This is a genomic window from Nitratireductor luteus (genome assembly GCF_026162365.1).
Taxonomy (GTDB): Bacteria; Pseudomonadota; Alphaproteobacteria; order Rhizobiales; family Rhizobiaceae; genus Chelativorans; species Chelativorans luteus.
The window spans coordinates 13,067-32,623 of sequence record NZ_JAOANW010000002.1 but is presented as its reverse complement, the minus strand read 5'-3'; the positions used below and the strand labels follow the sequence as shown (position 1 = coordinate 32,623).

The 19,557-nt window shown below is 64.3% G+C and carries 16 protein-coding genes; 10 read left to right on the top strand and 6 right to left on the bottom strand.

The genetic code is table 11. The annotated features are described in order from the left end of the window. Window positions 1–8: 8 nt before the first annotated feature. From murJ to mutS, 3 genes are all read right to left on the bottom strand, one after another. Window positions 9–1,586, bottom strand: a complete 1,578-nt coding sequence (gene murJ, locus N1058_RS02675) for a murein biosynthesis integral membrane protein MurJ (protein WP_265516349.1) — start codon at window positions 1,584–1,586, stop codon at window positions 9–11. Window positions 1,587–1,809: 223 nt separating this feature from the next. Continuing rightward, window positions 1,810–4,617, bottom strand: a complete 2,808-nt coding sequence (locus N1058_RS02670; RefSeq protein ID WP_265515951.1) for a [protein-PII] uridylyltransferase — start codon at window positions 4,615–4,617, stop codon at window positions 1,810–1,812. Window positions 4,618–4,734: 117 nt separating this feature from the next. Next, window positions 4,735–7,515: a DNA mismatch repair protein MutS gene (mutS, locus tag N1058_RS02665; protein WP_420847932.1), complete on the bottom strand. Its 2,781-nt coding sequence runs from the start codon at window positions 7,513–7,515 to the stop codon at window positions 4,735–4,737. 80 nt (window positions 7,516–7,595) lie between these two features. Between mutS and N1058_RS02660 the strand changes: the two genes are divergently transcribed. Next, entirely contained in the window at window positions 7,596–9,881 is a 2,286-nt protein-coding gene (locus tag N1058_RS02660) for an NADP-dependent malic enzyme (RefSeq protein ID WP_265515950.1), read from the top strand. 86 nt (window positions 9,882–9,967) lie between these two features. Beyond that, window positions 9,968–10,411 carry a DUF2214 family protein gene (locus N1058_RS02655; RefSeq protein WP_265515949.1) on the top strand — a complete coding sequence of 148 codons (444 nt, stop codon included), beginning with the start codon at window positions 9,968–9,970 and terminating at the stop codon, window positions 10,409–10,411. Window positions 10,412–10,416: 5 nt separating this feature from the next. Here N1058_RS02655 and nth read toward each other — a convergent pair whose 3' ends face one another. Further along, entirely contained in the window at window positions 10,417–11,139 is a 723-nt protein-coding gene (gene nth, locus N1058_RS02650; RefSeq protein ID WP_265515948.1) for an endonuclease III, read from the bottom strand. 21 nt (window positions 11,140–11,160) lie between these two features. Between nth and N1058_RS02645 the strand changes: the two genes are divergently transcribed. The 3 genes from N1058_RS02645 to N1058_RS02635 all read left to right on the top strand — a co-directional run bounded on the left by N1058_RS02645 (window position 11,161) and on the right by N1058_RS02635 (window position 13,727). After that, complete coding sequence (locus N1058_RS02645) at window positions 11,161–11,646, top strand: DUF2244 domain-containing protein (RefSeq protein WP_265515947.1); 486 nt, start codon at window positions 11,161–11,163, stop codon at window positions 11,644–11,646. A gap of 219 nt (window positions 11,647–11,865) precedes the next feature. Continuing rightward, on the top strand, window positions 11,866–12,747 hold the full coding sequence (locus N1058_RS02640) for a bifunctional helix-turn-helix domain-containing protein/methylated-DNA--[protein]-cysteine S-methyltransferase (protein ID WP_265515946.1): 882 nt from the start codon (window positions 11,866–11,868) through the stop codon (window positions 12,745–12,747). Between the two features lie 80 nt (window positions 12,748–12,827). Continuing rightward, the gene (locus N1058_RS02635) at window positions 12,828–13,727 is read left to right on the top strand and encodes a ribokinase (RefSeq protein ID WP_265515945.1); all 900 of its coding nucleotides are present in this window, start codon (window positions 12,828–12,830) and stop codon (window positions 13,725–13,727) included. 180 nt (window positions 13,728–13,907) lie between these two features. Here the strand turns inward: N1058_RS02635 and N1058_RS02630 are convergent, their stop codons facing one another. Together N1058_RS02630 and N1058_RS02625 are read right to left on the bottom strand one after the other, a co-directional pair. Continuing rightward, entirely contained in the window at window positions 13,908–14,132 is a 225-nt protein-coding gene (locus N1058_RS02630; RefSeq protein ID WP_265515944.1) for a hypothetical protein, read from the bottom strand. 291 nt (window positions 14,133–14,423) lie between these two features. After that, window positions 14,424–15,365: a nucleoside hydrolase gene (locus N1058_RS02625; protein WP_265515943.1), complete on the bottom strand. Its 942-nt coding sequence runs from the start codon at window positions 15,363–15,365 to the stop codon at window positions 14,424–14,426. Window positions 15,366–15,478: 113 nt separating this feature from the next. Between N1058_RS02625 and N1058_RS02620 the strand changes: the two genes are divergently transcribed. From N1058_RS02620 to N1058_RS02600, 5 genes are all read left to right on the top strand, one after another. Next, entirely contained in the window at window positions 15,479–15,904 is a 426-nt protein-coding gene (locus N1058_RS02620) for an Hsp20 family protein (RefSeq protein WP_265515942.1), read from the top strand. 82 nt (window positions 15,905–15,986) lie between these two features. Then, window positions 15,987–16,253, top strand: coding sequence for a BQ00720 family protein (locus tag N1058_RS02615; RefSeq protein WP_265515941.1), 267 nt, complete (start codon window positions 15,987–15,989; stop codon window positions 16,251–16,253). A gap of 188 nt (window positions 16,254–16,441) precedes the next feature. Continuing rightward, on the top strand, window positions 16,442–17,635 hold the full coding sequence (locus N1058_RS02610; protein ID WP_265515940.1) for an acyltransferase family protein: 1,194 nt from the start codon (window positions 16,442–16,444) through the stop codon (window positions 17,633–17,635). Between the two features lie 245 nt (window positions 17,636–17,880). Continuing rightward, a complete protein-coding gene (gene trpS, locus N1058_RS02605; protein WP_265515939.1) occupies window positions 17,881–18,948 on the top strand; it encodes a tryptophan--tRNA ligase in 1,068 nt (355 codons plus the stop codon). A gap of 83 nt (window positions 18,949–19,031) precedes the next feature. Continuing rightward, window positions 19,032–19,523 carry a universal stress protein gene (locus N1058_RS02600; protein WP_265515938.1) on the top strand — a complete coding sequence of 164 codons (492 nt, stop codon included), beginning with the start codon at window positions 19,032–19,034 and terminating at the stop codon, window positions 19,521–19,523. The last annotated feature ends 34 nt before the right edge of the window (window positions 19,524–19,557 follow it).

Sequence of the window (19,557 nt, the reverse complement as noted above, 5' to 3'; positions counted from 1 at the left end):
CAGAAGACCTATCTCACCTGGCCAGGGCGCCTGCGCCTGCGAAACATCCCCTTGAGCTCGTTGCGGTCCACAGCCCCGGTCAGCACGGCCAGCACCAGATAGGAAAGCGCCCCGAGCGCAACGATCAGAAGCACGGCGAGCCCGCGCAGCCAAGCGCTGCCCCCGGCCAGCGTGCCGGCAAGGGCGGACATCAGCGCCCAGACCACGAGCCCCATGAGGGCACTGGAAAGCACGATCATCACGACCCGCCGCAGGGTAAGCGCCGAGGGACGGAAATAATCCCGCCGCCACAGCGTGCCCGCCAACAGCGCCACATTGAGCCAGGCCGAGGCCGACGTGCCGATGGCGATGGCGACATGGCCGAGATAGGGAAACAGCGCCAGGCTGACGGCGATATTGGTCACCACCGACGCCAGCGAATACCACATCGGCGTCTTCATATCCTCGCGCGCGAAGAAGCCCGGCTGGAAGACCTTGGCCAGCACATAGGCGGGCAGGCCGCTGGCGAAGGCGGCAAGCGCCGACGCGGTCATGACCGTATCTAGCGCGGTGAACTCGCCCCGCTCGTAGAGCAAGGCGATGAGGGGCGCGGGCATGACCATGAGCCCGACCGCCGCCGGCACCGTCAGACCAAGCGCGAATTCCAGCGAACGGTTCTGCAGATGCTGCGCGTCGGCGAGGTCGCCGGCCTTGAGCGATCGGGAAAGCTCCGGCAGGAGCACGACCCCGACGGCAATGCCGATCACGCCGAGCGGCAGCTGGTTGATGCGGTCGGCGAAATTGAGCAGAGAAATCGCCTTGTCCTGCTGCGACGCGATGATCTGGCCAACCAGCAGATTGATCTGCATGATCCCGCCGGTCAGCAGCGCGGGCCCCATCAGCACCAGAAGCCGCTTGACCGAAGGCGTCAAGCGCGGTGCCCGCAGCCGCACCGAAAAGCCGTGCCGACGTACGGCGACCACCAGAATGCCGAGCTGGGCGAAACCCGAAACGAATACCCCCCATGCCAGCCAATGTCCGGTCACGCGTGCGTCGAAGCCGCCCGCCAGGGCGGCGATAAGCACGGCGATGAGAATGACGTTGAGCAGCACGGGAACAAGCGCGGCCAGAAAGAACCGCCGCATCGAATTCATGACCCCCGACAGCATGGCGACCAGCGACATGCAGAAGAGATACGGAAACATGATCCGCGTCATCGCCACCGTGAGGTCGAATTTTTCGGGCGTGTCGGAAAAGCCGGGGGCAACGACCGTCGCGACCAGGAACGGCATGGCGATCATGGCCAGCGCCGACAGCGCGACCAGCGCCGTCACCAGCACCGCCAGCACATCCTCGCCGAACTTGCGGGCTGCCTCCATCCCGCCGCCCTCCATCTCCTTGGCGAAGAGCGGGATGAAAGCCGTGTTGAACGCACCCTCGGCAAAGAGCCGGCGAAAGAGATTGGGAAAGCGGAAGGCCGCGTAGAAGGCATCGGTCACCGGCCCCGCGCCAAGCGCCGCCGCGATCAGCGCCTCGCGCGCGAAACCCAGCACCCGGCTCGCCATCGTCGCGCTGCCCACGCTGGCGAATTTTCCGATAAGACTCATGAGAGGAAGAAGCCGGATTTGCGGCGGCGCCTCTGCACCATCCCCCTCTGCCCTGCCGGGCATCTCCCCCTCAAGGGGGGAGATTGGACGGCCTCGAAGATTTTGCCAATCTTCAACGCTGCCGGGGATGCAAGTCGTTTGTGAAGGCCGATCTCCCCCCTTGAGGGGGAGATGCCCGGCAGGGCAGAGGGGGGTGTGCGGGAGCAAGCATGCGCGATGATCATCATTCCGCCATTGCCTTTGTCTTGCTCCTGGCCCCGTTGCCGGCCGGTGCCTTTTCCAGCGTCGCCAGCAGCTTGCGGCTGATCGCCTCCAGCCGGTCGGGATTGTCGATCTTCTGCCCCGTCAGGTCGGTCACGTAGAACGTGTCGATGACCTTCTCGCCGAAGGTCGTGATGTGAGCCGAGGCGATGTCGAGGGACAGGTTCGACAGCGTGCCGGTGATCTCAGACAGCAGTCCCGGCCGGTCCAGGCATTCGATCTCGATAACGGAAAAGCGGTTCGACAGTGTGTTGCGCACTTCCGCGCGCGGCTCGACGCTGAATGCTTTCGCGCCTCGCCGGGGTTTGGCCCTCTGCTCGATGACCTCGGGCAGATAGGTCCTGCCCGCAAGCACGTCCTCGATCAGCTTGCCCACCCGCTCGGCTCGTCGGCGCTCGTCGGCATCGAAGTCGAAGGCGCGGTTGATCAGGATCGTGTCGAGCGCCCGTCCGTCCGTCGTGGTGAAGACCTGTGCGTCCACGATATTGGCTTGGGCCGCCGAGCACGCTCCGGCGATCACCGACAGCAGGCGCGGATGATCGGGCGCCAGCACGGTGATCTCGGTCACCGCCTCGAACGTGTGCGGCTTGACCATGGTGGCCAGTGCCTTGCCCTCGCGGTCGGCGGCGCGGATAAAGGCGGCATGGCGGAGCTGGTCCTTGTGGTCGACCGCCAAAAGGTAGTTTTCATAATGCAGCCGCACATAGCGCTGCGCCTCGCTCTCCTCCCAGCCCGCATTGGCAAGGCCCTCGGCAAGTTCGGCGCGGGCGCGCTCGGCGCGGGTGGCGCGGGAAGCCTCGGAGAAGCCGCCGGTCAAGAGCAGCTCGGTCTCGTAGTAAAGCGTGCGCAGGAGCTGTCCCTTCCAGCCGTTCCACACGCCCGGGCCGACGCCGCGAATGTCGCAGACGGTCAATACGAGAAGCAGCTTGAGCCGGTCGACCGACTGCACCGCATCGGCAAAGTCCTGGATGGTCTTGCGGTCGTTGAGATCCCGGGTCTGCGCGGTCATCGACATGGCCAGATGCTGTTCGACCAGCCACGCGATAAGCTCTGTATCCGCCTTGTCGAAGCCCATATGTGGGCACAGCCTGCGCGCGATCTTCGCGCCTGCGACTGAATGGTCTTCCGGCCTGCCCTTGGCAATGTCATGAAGCAGCATGGCCGTATAGAGCACCGGGCGGAACGCCTTCAGGCCCTTCATCAGCTCATGGGCGAGCGGATGCGCCTTGTCGCCTTCGCCGCGGTCGATCTCCGCCAGAACGCCGATGCAGCGGATCAGGTGCTCGTCCACCGTATAATGGTGGTACATGGAGAACTGCATCATCGCCACGATCTTGTTGAACTCTGGGATGAGCTTGCCCAGCACCCCCGCTTCGTTCATGCGGCGCATGTTGAGTTCGGGATCGCGGCTCGAGGTGAGCAAATCCATGAAAAGCTGGTTGGCTTCCTCATTGCGGCGCAGATTCCGGTCGATGAGCTTTAACGAGCGGGTGAGCAGCTTCAGCGCTTCTGGGTGATACTCCAGCCCATGCCGGTCGGCGAACCAGAACATGCGCAGCATGTTGACCGGGTCGCGCTCGAACACCCCCTCGTCGGCGATGTTGATGCGGTGATTGTCGACGATGAAATCGCTGGTGCCGGCGAGCTTCCGCTTGCGCCGCGAGAAGGTCTGGAAGATGCGATTGAAGCCTGGCACATGCTTGGCCTGCTCCTCTTCGAGCGCGGCGCAGAAGATGCGGGTGAGGTCGCCCACCGACTTCGCGGTGAGGAAGTAGTGTTTCATGAAGCGCTCGACGGCCGACAATCCCGGATGGCTGGTATAGCCGAGCCGCTCCGCGATATCGCGCTGGACATCGAAATGCAGGCGCTCTTCCGGCTTGCCGGTGAGGAAATGCAGATGGCAGCGCACTGCCCACAGGAAATCCTCGGCCTTGCGGAATTGCAGATACTCTCGGCGGGTGAAGACGCCTTTCGCCACCAGTTCCTCGGCCTCGCGCACGCGGTAATAATATTTGCCGATCCAGAAAAGCGTGTGCAGGTCGCGCAGTCCGCCCTTGCCGTCCTTGATATTGGGCTCGACGAGGTAGCGGCTTTCGCCCGCTTTCGAGTGGCGCGTATCGCGCTCGGCAAGCTTGGCCTGGATGTAGTCGGCGCCCGTGTCCCTGACCACTTCGTTGTCGAAACGGGTGATGAGATCATCGTAGAGCGCGACCTCGCCGCATATGAAGCGCGCTTCCAGGACGGCGGTGCTGATGGTGTAATCAGTGCGCGCCAGCCGCACGCATTCATCGAGATTGCGGGTCGCGTGGCCGACCTTCAGCCCCATGTCCCAGAACATGTAGAGCATGTATTCGGCCACCTGCTCGCCCCAGGGCGTCTGCTTGTACGGCAGCAGGAAAAGCAGGTCGATGTCGGAACCGGGAGCCAGTGTGCCGCGCCCATAGCCGCCGACGGCGATCACCGCCATGCGCTCGGCGGTCGACGGGTTCTCGGACTTGTAGACGTGAGTGCCCGCGAAATCGTAGAGCGCGCGGACGATCTCGTCCATGAGATGGGAAAGGCGGATGGCGCAGGCCGTGCCGCCGCCGTCTTCTCCCAACATCGCCTCGGCGGCCGCGCGCCCTTCGGCCAGTGTCGATTTCAGGAGCTTCATGATGCTTGCGCGGGCCTCGGCAGAACCCGCGTCGACATTCTTGCCGATTGCCGCAAGATTCTCGCGCAGTTTCGCGCCGTCGATGATCTGGTCGAGCTTAAGGGGAATTCTTGCCATATACGCCTCTCGCCGGCGGCGCAGCGCGCCACGTTCCGGCGTCTATAGCGCTTTTGCGGCGGCGGTGAAATGGCAACGCGCGGCCGCGCTTTCGATAAATCGCAGGCCATGCGCCCTTCAGCTTCCCCGCCGTCCCGCTTCCTCCTTCAGCCGGTAAAGCGCCTCCAGCGCTTCGCGCGGCGTCATCTCGTCGGGATTGAGGCCGGCCAGCATTTGCGAAAGACGGTCCGGCCTTTTCGGCTTCTCCGGCTCCTGCCGCACCGCAGCCGTGAATAGCGGCAGGTCGTCGACAAGGCGCGCCGCCTTGCCCGTGGTTTCGCCTTCCTCCAGCTCGTGCAGCACGGCGCGCGCCCGCTCGACGACCGCCGGCGGCAAGCCCGCCAGCCGCGCGACCTGGACACCGTAGGAGCGGTCGGCCGCGCCCTTGCCGATCTCGTGCAGGAAAATGACGTCGCCCTCGAATTCCTTCACCCGCATCGTCACATTGGCAAGCCGGCCGAGCTTTTCCGAAAGCGCCGTCATCTCGTGGAAATGGGTGGCAAAGAGCGCCCGGCAGCGATTGTGCTCATGCAGATATTCCACCGCCGCCCAGGCGATCGACAACCCGTCGAAAGTGGCCGTGCCCCGGCCGATCTCGTCGAGGATCACCAGCGACCGCTCGCCCGCCTGGTTTAGGATCGCCGCCGTCTCCACCATCTCCACCATGAAGGTGGAACGGCCCCGCGCCAGATCGTCGGAGGCGCCGACGCGCGAGAACAGGCGGTCCACCACGCCGAGCCGGACCTGCCGGGCCGGGACGAAGGATCCCATCTGAGCCAGGACCGAAATCAGCGCATTTTGGCGCAAAAAGGTGGATTTTCCGCCCATATTGGGGCCGGTTAACAGCCAGATTGCCCCGTATTTTGCACTTTCAGCTGGTGAAAGATCGCAATCGTTGGCCACGAAGGGCTCTGCCAACTGCTTGCGCAGCGCCTGCTCCACCACCGGATGCCGGCCGCCCTCGATGTGGAAATCCAGGCTGTCGTCGACCTGCGGCCGGCAGTAATCCTCGGTCTCCGCCAGCACGGCCAGCGCCGCCGAAACGTCGAGCACGGCCAGCGCCGCGGCCCCCGCCCGCAAGGCGTCCGAAGCCGCCACCACCTCGCCCACCAGCCGTTCGAACACGGCAAGTTCTATGCCCAGCGCGCGGTCGGCGGCGTTGGCGATCTTTGTTTCCAGCTCGGCCAGTTCCGTGGTGGTGAAGCGCATCGCGCTGGCCATCGTCTGCCGGTGGATGAAGCGCGCCTTGGCCTCGTCGGAGCCGTTCAACGCCTGGGCGTTGTTGGCCGTGACCTCGATATAGTAGCCCAGCACATTGTTGTGCCGGATCTTGAGCGAGCGGATGCCCGTTTCCTCGATCAGGTCCTTTTCCATTCCCGCGATGATGCGGCGCGACTGGTCGCGCAGCGCGCGCATTTCGTCCAGTTCGCCGTTATAGGTGGCGCGCACGAAACCGCCGTCCCGCTTGAGAAGGGGCAGCTCGTCCGCCAGCGCGCGGTCGAGATGGGCGGCGAGCTCGCCAGGCAGCGCCTCGATCTTTTCGACGGCCGCGCGCAATTCCGCCGGCAGTTCCTTAGCGGCAAGCAGCCCCGCCGCCTCCCGCGCCGCCGTCAGGCCCGCCGACAGCGCGCCCAGATCGCGCGGCCCGCCGCGGTTGAGCGCGATGCGCGACAAGGCCCGGGCGAAATCGGGCACGCCCTTCAGGGTCTCCCGCAACTGATCGCGCAGGCTGGGCTCGGCCAGGAAGAAGGAGACCGAATCGAGCCGCTCGGCGATTATGGACGGGTCCGTCAGCGGCGCGGTAAGCCGCTCGGCCAGAAGCCGTCCGCCCGCTCCCGTCACGGTGCGGTCGATGGCCTTCAAAAGGCTGCCCTCCCGGTTTCCCGAAAGCGTGCGCGTCAGCTCCAGATTGGCGCGGGTGGCAGGGTCGATGAACAGGCTCCGGCTCTCGTCGTCGCGTTCGGGCCGGCCGAGCGGCGGGCGCTCGGAAACCTGCGTCTTCTCCACATAGGCGACCGCCCCGGCGATGGCCGAAAGCTCGGCCCGCGAGAACTGCCCGAACCCGTCGAGCGTCGCCACGCCGTAAAAGCGCGTCAGCCGCATTTCCGCGCTGGCGCTGTCGAAGGTGCTGGTCGGCTGCGGCCCGGCGATGCGGCCGAGCGCGTCGAGAACCGGCCGCAGCGCGGGGTCGTGATAGACCGTTTCGGCCATCACCAATTCGCGCGGGTCGATGCGGAGAATATCGGCCAGAAGCCGGTCGGCGCTGGTGGCGGCGACGCGAAAGATGCCGGTCGAAATGTCGATCCAGGCGAGCGCCAGCGACGGTTCGTCTCCGCCCTTCACGCGGCCGAGCGCCATCAGATAGTTCGCTTGGGCGGGGTCGAGCAGCTTTTCCTCGGTGATGGTGCCGGGCGTCACCAGCCGCACGACATCGCGCCGCACCACCGATTTCGAGCCGCGCTTCTTCGCCTCCGCCGGATCTTCCATCTGCTCGCATACGGCGACCCGGTGCCCGAGCCCGATAAGCCTTTGCAGATAGTCGTCCGCCGCATGCACCGGCACGCCGCACATGGGTATGTCGTCGCCCTGGTGCTTGCCGCGCTTGGTCAGCGTGATGCCGAGCGCCCGGCTGGCAATCTCGGCGTCCTCGAAAAAGAGCTCGTAGAAGTCGCCCATGCGATAGAACAGCAGCGAATCGGCGTTGACCGCCTTTATCTCCAGATATTGCTGCATCATGGGCGTCGCGCCGGCATTGGCGGGCGGCGGTGCGGCCGGCTCGGCCGGGCGCGCGGCGATCAGCGTCTCGTCGTTCAAAACACGCCCCTTGCGGAATCTCCAACCATGTCCCTTCTTGGCCATTTACGGAGCCGGAGTGTAGCCTTATGCACTCGACTTCGACAAAACTCCACAAGAAGGCGTTCCGGGAGGATCAGACGCACATGCCCGATAAGGAAAAGAAGGAACGGCAAGGCCCCTCGGTCAGCCCGCAAGAAGCGCTCGATTTCCATTCCATGGGGCGGCCCGGAAAGCTGGAGATCACGCCGACCAAGCCGATGGCCACGCAACGCGACCTGTCGCTCGCCTATTCGCCCGGAGTCGCGGTGCCGGTTCAGGCCATCGCGGAAGATCCCAGCCGCGCCTTCGACTACACGACGCGCGGCAATCTCGTGGCGGTGATTTCCAACGGCACGGCAATCCTCGGCCTCGGCAACCTGGGAGCATTGGCCTCCAAGCCGGTGATGGAGGGCAAGGCGGTGCTGTTCAAGCGCTTCGCCGATGTCGATTCCATCGATCTGGAGGTCGACACGGAAGACGCCGACGCTTTCGTGAATTGCGTGAAGCTGCTCGGGCCGTCCTTCGGCGGCATCAATCTCGAGGACATCAAGGCGCCCGAATGCTTCATCATCGAGCAGCGGCTGCGCGAAGCGATGGACATTCCCGTCTTTCATGACGACCAGCACGGCACGGCGATCATCGCCATCGCCGGCCTCATCAACGCGCTGCACCTGACCGGCCGCGACATGCAGTCGACCCGGCTCGTGTGCAACGGCGCGGGCGCCGCCGGCATCGCCTGCATCGAACTCGTCAAGTCGCTGGGATTCCGGCCTGAAAACGTGATCCTCTGCGACACCAAGGGCGTCGTCCACAAGGGCCGGGCCGAAGGCATGAACCAGTGGAAGTCGGCCCACGCCGTGGAGACGGACAGGCGCACGCTCGCTGAGGCGCTGGACGGGGCCGACGTCTTCTTCGGCCTGTCGGCCAAGGGCTCGCTGACGCCGGCCATGGTCCAGTCGATGGCCAAGAATCCCATCATCTTCGCCATGGCCAATCCCGACCCGGAAATCACGCCGGAGGAGGTGGCGGAAATCCGCACCGACGCCATCATGGCGACCGGCCGTTCCGACTACCCGAACCAGGTCAACAACGTGCTTGGCTTCCCCTATATCTTCCGGGGCGCGCTCGACGTGCGGGCGACCACCATCAATGACGCGATGAAGGTGGCCGCCGCCCAGGCCTTGGCCGATCTGGCGCGCCAGGACGTGCCGGATGACGTGGCCGCCGCCTATCAGGGCAACCGGCCGAAATACGGGCCGAACTACATTATCCCGGTGCCGTTCGACCCCCGGCTGATCTCGGCGATCCCGGTGGCCGTCGCGCAGGCGGCGATGGATTCGGGCGTGGCGCGCAAGCCGATTCTCGACCTCGAGAAATACACCAACGAGCTTTCCGCCCGCCGCGATCCCATCGCCTCCACGCTGCAGCGCATCTACGACCGCGTGCGCCGCCAGCCCAAGCGCGTGGTCTTTGCCGAGGGCGAGGAGGAACAGGTGATGCGGGCGGCGGTCTCCTACGCCAACCAGAAGCTCGGCACGGCAATCCTTCTCGGCCGGGAAGAACAGATCAAGGAAACGGCGAAGAACGCCGGCGTCGACCTTTCCAAGCCCGGCATCGAGATCATCAATGCCAGGCTTTCGCGCCGCAATGGCATCTATGCCGACCATCTCTACGAGCGCCTGCAGCGGAAGGGTTATCTCTTCCGCGACTGCCAGCGCATCATCAACAACGACCGTAACCATTTCGCCGCCACCATGGTGGCTTTGGGCGATGCCGATGCGATGGTGACGGGCATGACCCGCAACTATTCCACTGCCCTCGACGACGTTCGACGTGTGATCGACGCCAAGCCGGGGCACCGGGTGATCGGCGCCTCCATTGTGCTGGCGCGCGGGCGCACCGTCATCGTTGCGGACACCGCCGTCCACGACATGCCCGACGCTCACCAGATCGCCGACATCGCGGAGGAAGCGGCCAACTTCGCCCGCCGCATGGGCTATGAGCCGCGTATCGCCATGCTCGCCTACTCCACTTTCGGCCACCCGCCCGGCGAGCGTTCAGAGCGCGTGCAGGAAGCGGTGAAGATACTCGACAAGCGCCGCGTCGATTTCGAATATGATGGCGAGATGGCCGCCGATGTCGCGCTCAACCCGCGGCTGATGCAGCAATACCCCTTCTGCCGCCTGTCGGGACCGGCCAATGTGCTGGTAATGCCGGCCTTCCACTCAGCCTCGATCTCCACCAAGATGCTGCAGGAGCTCGGCGGCTCGACCGTCATCGGCCCGCTGCTCGTGGGCCTCAACAAGCCGGTGCAGATCGTCTCCCTGAACGCCAAGGACTCCGACATCGTCAACATGGCCGCCATCGCCGCCTACAGCGCGGGAGCCTGATCACCTGGAAGGCCATGACATGAAGGTGCCAGACCGAACGGAACCCGCCTGATCCCTCCAAAGCCAGCATTCCCACGGAGCTTTCCATGACCGATCTCGTGCTAGCCATTCTCCATCATCTCCTTGTCTTCACGCTCGCCGGCATTCTGGCGGGCGAGTTCGTGCTGATGCGCAAGGGGCTCGGCGGAAGGGAGCTCAAGATCCTCGCCCATATCGACCGCATGTATGGCGTGCTGGCGCTGGCCGTCATCGCCGTCGGGCTCGGCCGCGTGTTCTACGGGCTGAAGGGCTGGGAATATTACGCCGGCAACCATGCCTTCTGGGGCAAGATGCTGGCGTTCCTCATCGTCGCGCTGCTGTCGATCAGGCCGACCATACGCATCCTGGCATGGAGCCGCGCCGGCAAGGACGGCGCTTATGTCGTTCCCGACGTGGAGATCGCCGCCGCCCGCCGATTCCTCGTCTTCCAGATCGTGGCCTTTGCCTTCATCCTCATATTCGCGGCGATGATGGCCCGCTGGACCGGATAGGGAGCCTATCCTGCCAGTTCCACCAGCGGCGCTGGCACATCCGTCGTCTTTTCCGGCGCCTTGCATATGTCGGCGATGACGCAGGCCGGGCAGTCGGGCTTGCGGGCCTTGCAGACATAGCGTCCGTGCAGGATCAGCCAGTGATGGGCGTGGTGCAGATATTCCTCCGGGATAACCGAGACCAGCGCCTTCTCGACCTTCTCGGGCGTTTTCCCGGGCGCAAGGCTCAGCCGGTTGGCGATGCGGAAAATATGGGTGTCGACCGCCATGGTCGGCTGGCCGAAGGCCATGTTGAGGACGACATTGGCCGTCTTGCGGCCGACGCCCGGCAGCTTCACCAGCGCATCGCGGTCGCCCGGCACCTCGCCGTCATGCTCGTCGATCAGCGCCTGCGAGAGCGCGATGACATTCTTGGCCTTGTTGCGCCACAGCCCGATGGTGCGGATATGATCGCCCACCTTCTCCTCGCCCAGCGCGACCATCTTTTCCGGCGTATCGGCGATCTCGAAGAGGCCGCGCGTCGCCTTGTTCACGCCGACGTCGGTCGCCTGCGCGGAAAGCACGACGGCAACGAGCAGCGTGAAGGGGTTGACATGTTCGAGCTCGCCGCGCGGTTCCGGGCGCTGAATGCTGAACCGCCGGCAGATCTCCGAAATCTCGTCGCGACTATAGGCTGAAATGCGCCTGTGCGGACGGCGCGCGGCTTTTTGGGACTTGGGCTTTTCCATACGGCCTCTATAATTCCTTCCATGGATGACACAAGCCAGCCGGACCAGCCCATCTTCAAGGCGCTTCTCGTTCCCCACCGTTCGCTGGGCAGGAGAGGCTTTGCCATTCTCATGGGCGTGCTGCTGGTGCTGTGGCTTTCGGTGGCCGCATTTTTCTGGAGCCTTGGCGCCTGGCCCGTGGTCGGTTTCTTCGGTCTCGATCTGCTGGCTGTCTATATCGCCTTCCGCATCAACTACCGCCAGGCACGCCAGCGCGAGGAAGTGTCGCTGTCGCGCACCAGCCTGTATATCCGCAAGGTTCCGCCGTCGGGCCCGGCGCAGGAATTCGACTTCAATCCGTTCTGGTCGCGGTTCAAGGTTGAGCGTCACGCCGAGATCGGCGTCACCCGCATGACCGTCGAGGCGCGGCAGAAACAGGTGGGGCTGGGCGCTTTCCTCAACCCGGACGATAGGGCAAGCTTCGCCGAGGCCTTCGGCGCCGCCCTGGCATCCGCCAAGGGGCGGTGAGAACCCTTTTCGCGCAAGCGAACAGGCAAGGCCGCCGGCGCACCGCAGGTGCGCCTTTGACTCAATACAGGGCGGCGTAGCCGCCCGGCCGTCGCGCCCTGATGGCGCGAGCCAAGGGCGCGGATGCGCCCGCCGGCGCTTGAGGAACGGAAGAAGCGCAAGAATCGGGTGGAGAACCCATCTCGCACCCGCCATATTGGCGTTCAAGGAGACAGAACCATGAACGCAGAACTCGCCATTCTTGAACGCGACATCACGCCCGAGGGCACCGACTACGAGATCGTGCGCCGGGTGGTGGAGAAGATCAGCCTCGACTACCGCGACCAGCCTTCGCTGGAGGATCTGGCGGCGGATGTCGGCGAGACGCCGACAAGCCTGCAGAAGCTGTTCACGCGCTGGGCCGGGCTGTCGCCCAAGGCTTTCCTGCAGGCGGTGACGCTGGACCATGCCCGGCGCCTGCTCGACGACGGTATGCCGCTGCTGGAGGCCTCGTTCGAGCTCGGCATGTCCGGGCCGGGACGCCTGCACGACCTTTTCGTCACCCACGAGGCCATTTCGCCCGGCGAATACAAGGCGCGGGGCGAGGGCCTCGTCATCCGCTACGGATACCACGTCTCGCCCTTCGGCATAGCCCTGGTGATGGTGACGGACCGCGGCCTGGCGGGCCTGGCATTTGCCGATGCGGGCGGCGAGAAGGAAGCTTTCGAGGATATGAGCCGGCGCTGGCCGGGCGCGACCTATGTGGAGGATCTGGCCGCCACCATGCCCTATGCCGGCCGGGTCTTCGAGCCGGCGCGCTGGCGCGCGGAAGAGCCGCTCCGCATCGTCCTCATCGGTACCGATTTCCAGGTTCGCGTGTGGGAGGCGCTCATGAAGATCCCCATGGGCCGCGCCCGTGCCTATTCCGACATCGCGGCCGAAATCGGCAAGCCCAAGGCCTCGCGCGCCGTGGGCGCCGCGGTGGGCGCCAACCCGCTATCTTTCGTCGTCCCCTGCCATCGCGCCGTCGGCAAGTCCGGCGCGCTGACCGGCTACCACTGGGGGCTCACTCGCAAGCGTGCGATCCTCGGCTGGGAAGCGTGCCAGCTTCAGGCGGGATGAGGCGTCAGGCCGGCCAAGCCCATTGACGCCCGCCGTGGACGAGGTAGCTTCCGGCATCCCAGATCGCCGGAGGAAGCGCCTTGATCACCATTGTGGGTTCCATCAATCTCGATCTGATCGCCCGCGTCGAACGGCTTCCCGCACCCGGCGAGACGGTCCCGGGCGATCGCTTCTCCACCGCCGCCGGCGGCAAGGGCGCCAACCAGGCGCTGGCCGCCCGGCGGGCGGGTGGGCCGGTGCGCATGGTGGGTGCCGTCGGCACCGATCATTTCGCGGACCAGGCGGTGGCGCTGCTGGACGAGGCCGGCGTCGATCTGTCGGCGGTAAGAAGATGGGACGGCGCGACCGGCATCGCCGTCATCCTGGTGGGCGGCGACGGCGAGAACGTGATCGCCGTCATACCGGGCGCCAATGGCTCTGTGGACGCGGCCGCCGTGCGCGAGGCGCGCATGGAAGCCGGCGAATATGTTCTCCTGCAAAACGAGATACCGTTGGCGGCGGTCGAGGCGGCCATCGACGCCGCGCGCGGGGCAGGCGCCGTTTCCCTGCTCAACACCGCTCCTTTCAAGGCCGATGCCGCGCATCTGTTGGCCAAGGCGGACTACGTCATCGCCAACGAGACCGAATTCGATCTTTATGCCGAAGCTCTGAAACTGGCCGGACGGGACCGCGAGGCCCGCATGAACGCGTTCGTGAAAATGAGCGGCCGCACGCTCGTCGTCACGCTGGGCGCCGACGGCGTCATGGCGGCCACGCCCGACGCGTTCTTCCGCGTGCCCGCCCTTAAGATCACGCCGGTCGACACGGTGGGCGCGGGCGACACGTTCTGCGGCTATCTGGGCGCGGCGCTGGCCGAGGGAATGGCACTTGAACCTGCTCTCGCGCGTGCCTCGGCGGCCGGCGCACTCGCCTGCCTGAAACCGGGCGCGCAGCCCTCGATCCCCCACCGGGACGAGGTGGAAATCGCGCTGACGGTGTGATCACGGGGCCGGCCGGTTCAGTGTTGTAGTCTGTGAAGGGAGAAAGCCCATGCCGCCAGATCGCGCGTATCGGCGGCGGCTTCCTTGTCGGCGGCGGCCTCTGGCTCGCCTTTTCCCGGGCGCGTGAACGGTTCGGTGGGGCAGCCTGAAGCTGTCCGGCGAAACTCTTGATACCTGGCCTCAGAATCCCCAGTCGGTGTAGGGCGGGAACGGATCGAGCGCCCCTATGAAATCGGTGAAACGGTCCACTTCGGCCTCAGTAAAGGACATGACGGGAATTTCGAAGCCGCCCTCGGCGTCCCACGCGTCAAGCATATAGGCGCACTGTTCTTCCTCCGACCACGCCCAGACGACCGTCACCTTCCGGCCATCGTCCGTGACCAGCTCACTGGTGAACTTATTCATTCCAGCACCCTGTCCCAAAACTTACCCCTAGGGTGGTATACTCCGCTATCTTTAGTAACGCTACCGTGCGTCTACAGCGCCGCCCGAAAAAAATCGGAATCGATTTTTCGAAAAAAATGATGCGCAGATGCATTGGCCTGCAGCGTCCATTCTGCGTCTATACAAGACGTATATCGTGATAACCAAACGGACGCACAACGCTATAATAAAGAAGACTATAACGGCAAAAGAATGACAGCCATAGTCATTCCTTTTTTCTTCAAACTGGTTCCCATATTCCCTGGAATTGCTTTAAAGCCGCCCCAGCCGCTCCGTCAGCAGTGCGAAGAACCCCTCATGGTCGATGTCGCGCATCACATGTGCGTTCTTCCGGCGCTCGGTCACGCCCCACCAATCGACGACGGTCATGCCCATGGTCAGCTCCGACATGGTCTCGATCACGACATTGCACTGCCGGCCCTTGAAAAGCTCCGGCTGCAACAGCCAGGCGATGACGCAGGGATCGTGCAGGGGGCCGCCGTCGGAGCCGTATTTCTCCTCGTCGAAGCGCTCGTAGAACTCCAGCATTTCGGCGACCGCCGCGCCCACGCGGGTTCCAAGGTCGCGAAAGGCCGCGACCCGCCTGGCCGTCGTCATGGCCTTGTGCGTCACGTCGAGCGGCATCATGACGATCGGCGCGCCCGAGCGGAACACGACGTCGGCCGCGTGCGGGTCGACATAGATGTTGAACTCGGCCGTCGGTGTGATGTTGCCACCCTCGAAAAAGCCACCGCCCATCAGCACGATCTCCTTGATCCTGTGGGCGATCTTCGGCTCGCGCACCAGGGCGAGGGCTATGTTGGTGAGCGGGCCGAGCGGGCACAGCGTGACCTGGCCCTCGTCGTGGCTCATCAGCGTCTCGACGATGAAGTCGACCGCATGCTGCTCCCTCAGCGCCATTGTGGGCTCGGGCAGGTCCGGGCCGTCGAGGCCGGTCTTCCCGTGCACATGCTCGGCGGTCACGAGATCACGGACCAGCGGGCGGCTCGCGCCGGCGAAAACGGGCGTTTCCAGCTTGCCGGCGAGCTCGCATATCTTGAGCGCGTTCTTCTCCGTGAGGGGCAGCGGCACATTGCCGGCCACGGCCGTGATTCCCAGCACGTCCAGCTCCGGGCTTGCCAGCGCCAACAGGATCGCCAGCGCGTCGTCCTGGCCGGGATCCGTGTCGATTATGATCTTGCGCGCCGGCGCCATGGGCAATCTCCAATGTTCTTGAACTCTGCGTTGCGGCGGACCATATCAAGGGTGCAAGCAGAAACGCCATCAGGGTTTTTGCTTGTCCACGTCGCTCTATGAGGACAGGAAATATGACGCGCATGACGCCTTTCTCGAATCCGCTGCTTTTGGGGTTCGATAGCATGGAAAAAACGCTCGAACGTGTTGCGAAATCGGGCGACAGCTATCCGCCCTACAATATCGAACGCATTCGCGGCAACGAAAGCGGCAGCGAACGCCTGCGAATCACTTTGGCCGTAGCCGGTTTCGCCGAACAGGACCTGGACGTGACCACCGAGGAAAACCAGCTGATCGTGCGCGGTCGGCAGGACGATGGAAGCGAACGGGAATATCTGCACCGCGGCATCGCCTCGCGCCAGTTCCAGCGCGTTTTCCTGCTCGCCGACGGCATGCATGTGATCGGCGCCGCCCTGAAAAACGGGCTGCTCTCGATCGACCTCGACCGGCCGGAGCCCGAGCGCCTTGTCAGAAAGATAGACATTTCGGTGCAGGATTGACGCCTCGACGTCTCTACCACCGGAACCCAATGGCTCTATGGCGGGTTGGTCTAACAGACAGCTCGCCGGATAGGAGGCTGAAATGACTGAGAACGAACACAAGATTACCGTTACGCAACAGCAATTGGCTCATTTGGGCGAGGGCGCTGTGGCCTATATGCGCGAGATGGACGCCGCCGACCTTCGCGGCAAGTTCCCCGGAATGCCCGAAATGCCGGAGCTGGCTCCCGGCACCAAGCTGTGGGCGCTTTTCGCCGCCAACGGCCAGCCCATCCTCCTTGCCGACGCCCGCGATGCGGCGCTGGCCGGCGCCTTCCAAAACGATCTCCAGCCGGTGAGCCTGCACTAAGGCAATTCCGGAACATATCGACGTTCCCGTCCCGTTGTTAACGGGACGGGAACGTCGGTCGTGCTAGCACCGCCCCTCGCGGCTGTGGCATTGCCTGCTGGTATCGGCAGGTGGCGCCCCGGTCTTTGTACATCGTGCCGCCCGGAATCTTTATCCCGGGCCGGTGCGTTATGGGCACGGGGTGAAAAATGGCGGGCCAGGAACGACTATATTATGTCGATGCCCTGCGTGTGGGCGCCTTTCTGCTGCTGATCGCCTATCACGCGTCGGTCGCCTTCTTCCCCGGTATGGATTGGCTCATCGATGCGCCGCAGACGAGCTATTTGCTCGAACAGGCCATGATGTTCCCGCGCGCATGGCGGCTGGCGCTCCTGTTTTTCGTTTCCGGCATGGGAACATGGTTCCTCTTCCGGCGTGAAAGCGGACCTTATTTCCTGAAACAGCGCTTCATCCGCCTGTTCCCGCCGCTCATCTTCGCCATGTGCGTCGTCATCGTTCCGCAGGTCTGGTACGAGCGCATGTATGAGGCCGGGTATGAGGGTTCTTTCCTCACTTTCTGGGTCACGCGCTATTTCACCGAAGGAAAATACCCGGAGGGCAATTTCACCTGGGCGCATATGTGGTTCGTCGCCTATCTGCTCGTCATGTGCCTTATCTGCTATCCCGTCTTCCATCTGGTCCAGTCGCGCATGGCGCGGCCGGTGATGGCATGGTTCGAGCGGGTCGCCGGAACCGGCTGGATCTACCTCTTCTTCCTGCTGCCGCTCGTCCTCAACGTCATCTTCACGCCGTTCTTCCCGCGCCAGACGAACGCGCTCTACAATGACGGCGCCTGGTTCGCCGTCTGGGCAAGCTGGTTCGGCCTCGGCTTTCTCATGGCGCGCCATCACAAGGCGTTGATCACGGGCATTGTCGAGAAGCGGCTTCTGAGCGCCGCCATCGCCTTTGATCTGGCCCTTTTCCTGTATGTGTTCTCGTGGAATTCCAGCCCCATCATAGGCGACGAAAACAACCGGACGCTGCTCTACAAGACCGCGCTTTTTGCGCTCGCATGGTCGATGATCCTCACTTTGGTGGGCTTTGCCGCCCATCATCTCAACCGCAAGAGCGCTGCCGTCGGCTGGCTCAACCAGAAGGTCTTTCCGCTCTACATGGTCCATCAAACGGTGATCGTGGCCGCGCTCTATTACGTCCTGCCGTGGGGCGCAGGCGCGTGGGTGAGTTTTGCCGCCGTGTTTGCGGCAACCGCCGGCTTCTCGCTGCTCTTCGCCATGGTCGCCGAACTGGCGCCCGGCCGGCTGGCTCTTCTGGTCGGCCTCAACCCGCCCGCAGCCCGGCCGAAGGCAGCCTCCACGCGGCAAGCCCTGCCCGCCCGCAGATAGCCCTATAGGCGGGCGAAGGGCAGGGACGACTTCCGTTGTTGCGCAGCAAAAATGGAAAGGCCGACCGGGGCCGGCGATCGTGCGCCGCAAGCCAAGGGCGCGGATGCGCCCGCCCGGCATTTGAGGGGCAAGAAAGGAGAGGGGCAAGCGGTTTCACCCGATCGCCCTGGGCTTGATCCTGCCCGGGCCCTCGTCCATAAGCCTTCACGCATATCGCGCGCCTCAAGGTTTTTCAGGAACGGTCCATGAGCGAATTCAGCCAACTCGTCTTTTCCGGCATGCAGCCGACGGGTAATCTCCATCTCGGCAACTATCTGGGCGCGCTCCAGAAATTCGTCGCGCTGCAGGACAGCTACGATTGCATCTACTGCGTGGTGGACATGCATTCGATCACCGCCCAGCTTGTTCATGAGGACCTGGCCGACCAGACGCGCGCCATCGCCGCCGCCTATCTGGCCTCCGGCCTCGACCCGAAGAAGAACATTATCTTCAACCAGAGCCGCGTGCCCCAGCACGCCGAGCTTGCCTGGATCTTCAATTGCGTCGCCCGCATCGGCTGGATGAACCGCATGACGCAGTTCAAGGACAAGGCCGGCAAGGACCGCGAGAATGCCTCGCTGGGCCTGCTCGCCTATCCGAGCCTCATGGCCTCCGACATTCTCGTGTATCGCGCGACCCATGTACCGGTCGGCGACGACCAGAAGCAGCATCTGGAGCTTGCCCGCGACATCGCGCAGAAGTTCAATAACGATTTTTCCGACCGCATCGCAGATCTCGGCTACGGCGTCGAAATGGAAGTGGGTGAGGAGCGTGTTTCGGGCTTCTTTCCACTCACCGAACCGCTGATCGAAGGCCCGGCGCCGCGCGTAATGAGCCTTCGCGACGGCTCCAAGAAAATGTCCAAATCCGACCCGTCGGACCTTTCGCGCATCAACCTCGCCGACGATGCGGACGCCATCGCCAAAAAGATCAGGAAGGCCAAGACCGATCCCGAACCGCTGCCGGGCGACATCGACGGGCTCGCAGGACGCCCCGAGGCCGAAAACCTGGTGGGGATTTACGCCGCACTCGCCGGCAAGACACGCCAGGAAGTGATCGACAATTTCGCGGGCCAGCAATTCTCGGTATTCAAGCCGGCGCTCGCTGAACTGGCCGTCGAGAAGCTGGCGCCAATCAGCGCCGAAATGCGCCGCATCACCGCCGATCCCGGCTATGTCGATGGCGTTCTGCGCGATGGTGGCGAACGCGCCGGCGCGCGCGCGGAGGCGACGATGAAGAAGGTGCGCGAGGTCATCGGTTTCCTCACCGACTGATGGCAGGCTTGCGGCGAAGGTGCGCCGATGGCAGATTGCGCCTCCGGGGTGGGCGCGGCCTGCCGGCTGAACAGGGCATGTGAATGGTCTCAAAACGCCTGAGTAGGGAAGCGGGCCACCGCCGCAAGTTTCTTGCGATCGTGGACGATACGCCGGAGTGCGAACGCTCGGTCGCCTATGCGGCGCGCCGGGCACGATCCACCGGCGGCGCTGTGGCACTTCTTTTCGTGATCGAGCCCGGCGACTTCCAGCACTGGCTGGGCGTCGAGCAGATCATGCGCGAGGAGGCCATGGAAACGGCCAATGCCACGCTGGACGGCCATGCCGCCAAGATCCGCGAAAGCGTTGGCATCGAGCCCGAACTTGTGGTTCGGGAAGGAACGCCGGCCGAGGAAATACACAAGCTCATCGAAGAGGACCAGGACATCGCCATTCTGGTGCTGGCGGCCGGCAACGCGAAGGAAGGGCCGGGCCCGCTGGTCTCCTCCATCGCCGGCAAGGGTGCCGCTTTCCCCATTCCGGTAACCGTTGTGCCGCATAGCCTCACGGACGAGGAAATCGAAAGCCTGGCATAGTGAAGACACCGTGCCCATATGCCGCTTGAACTGG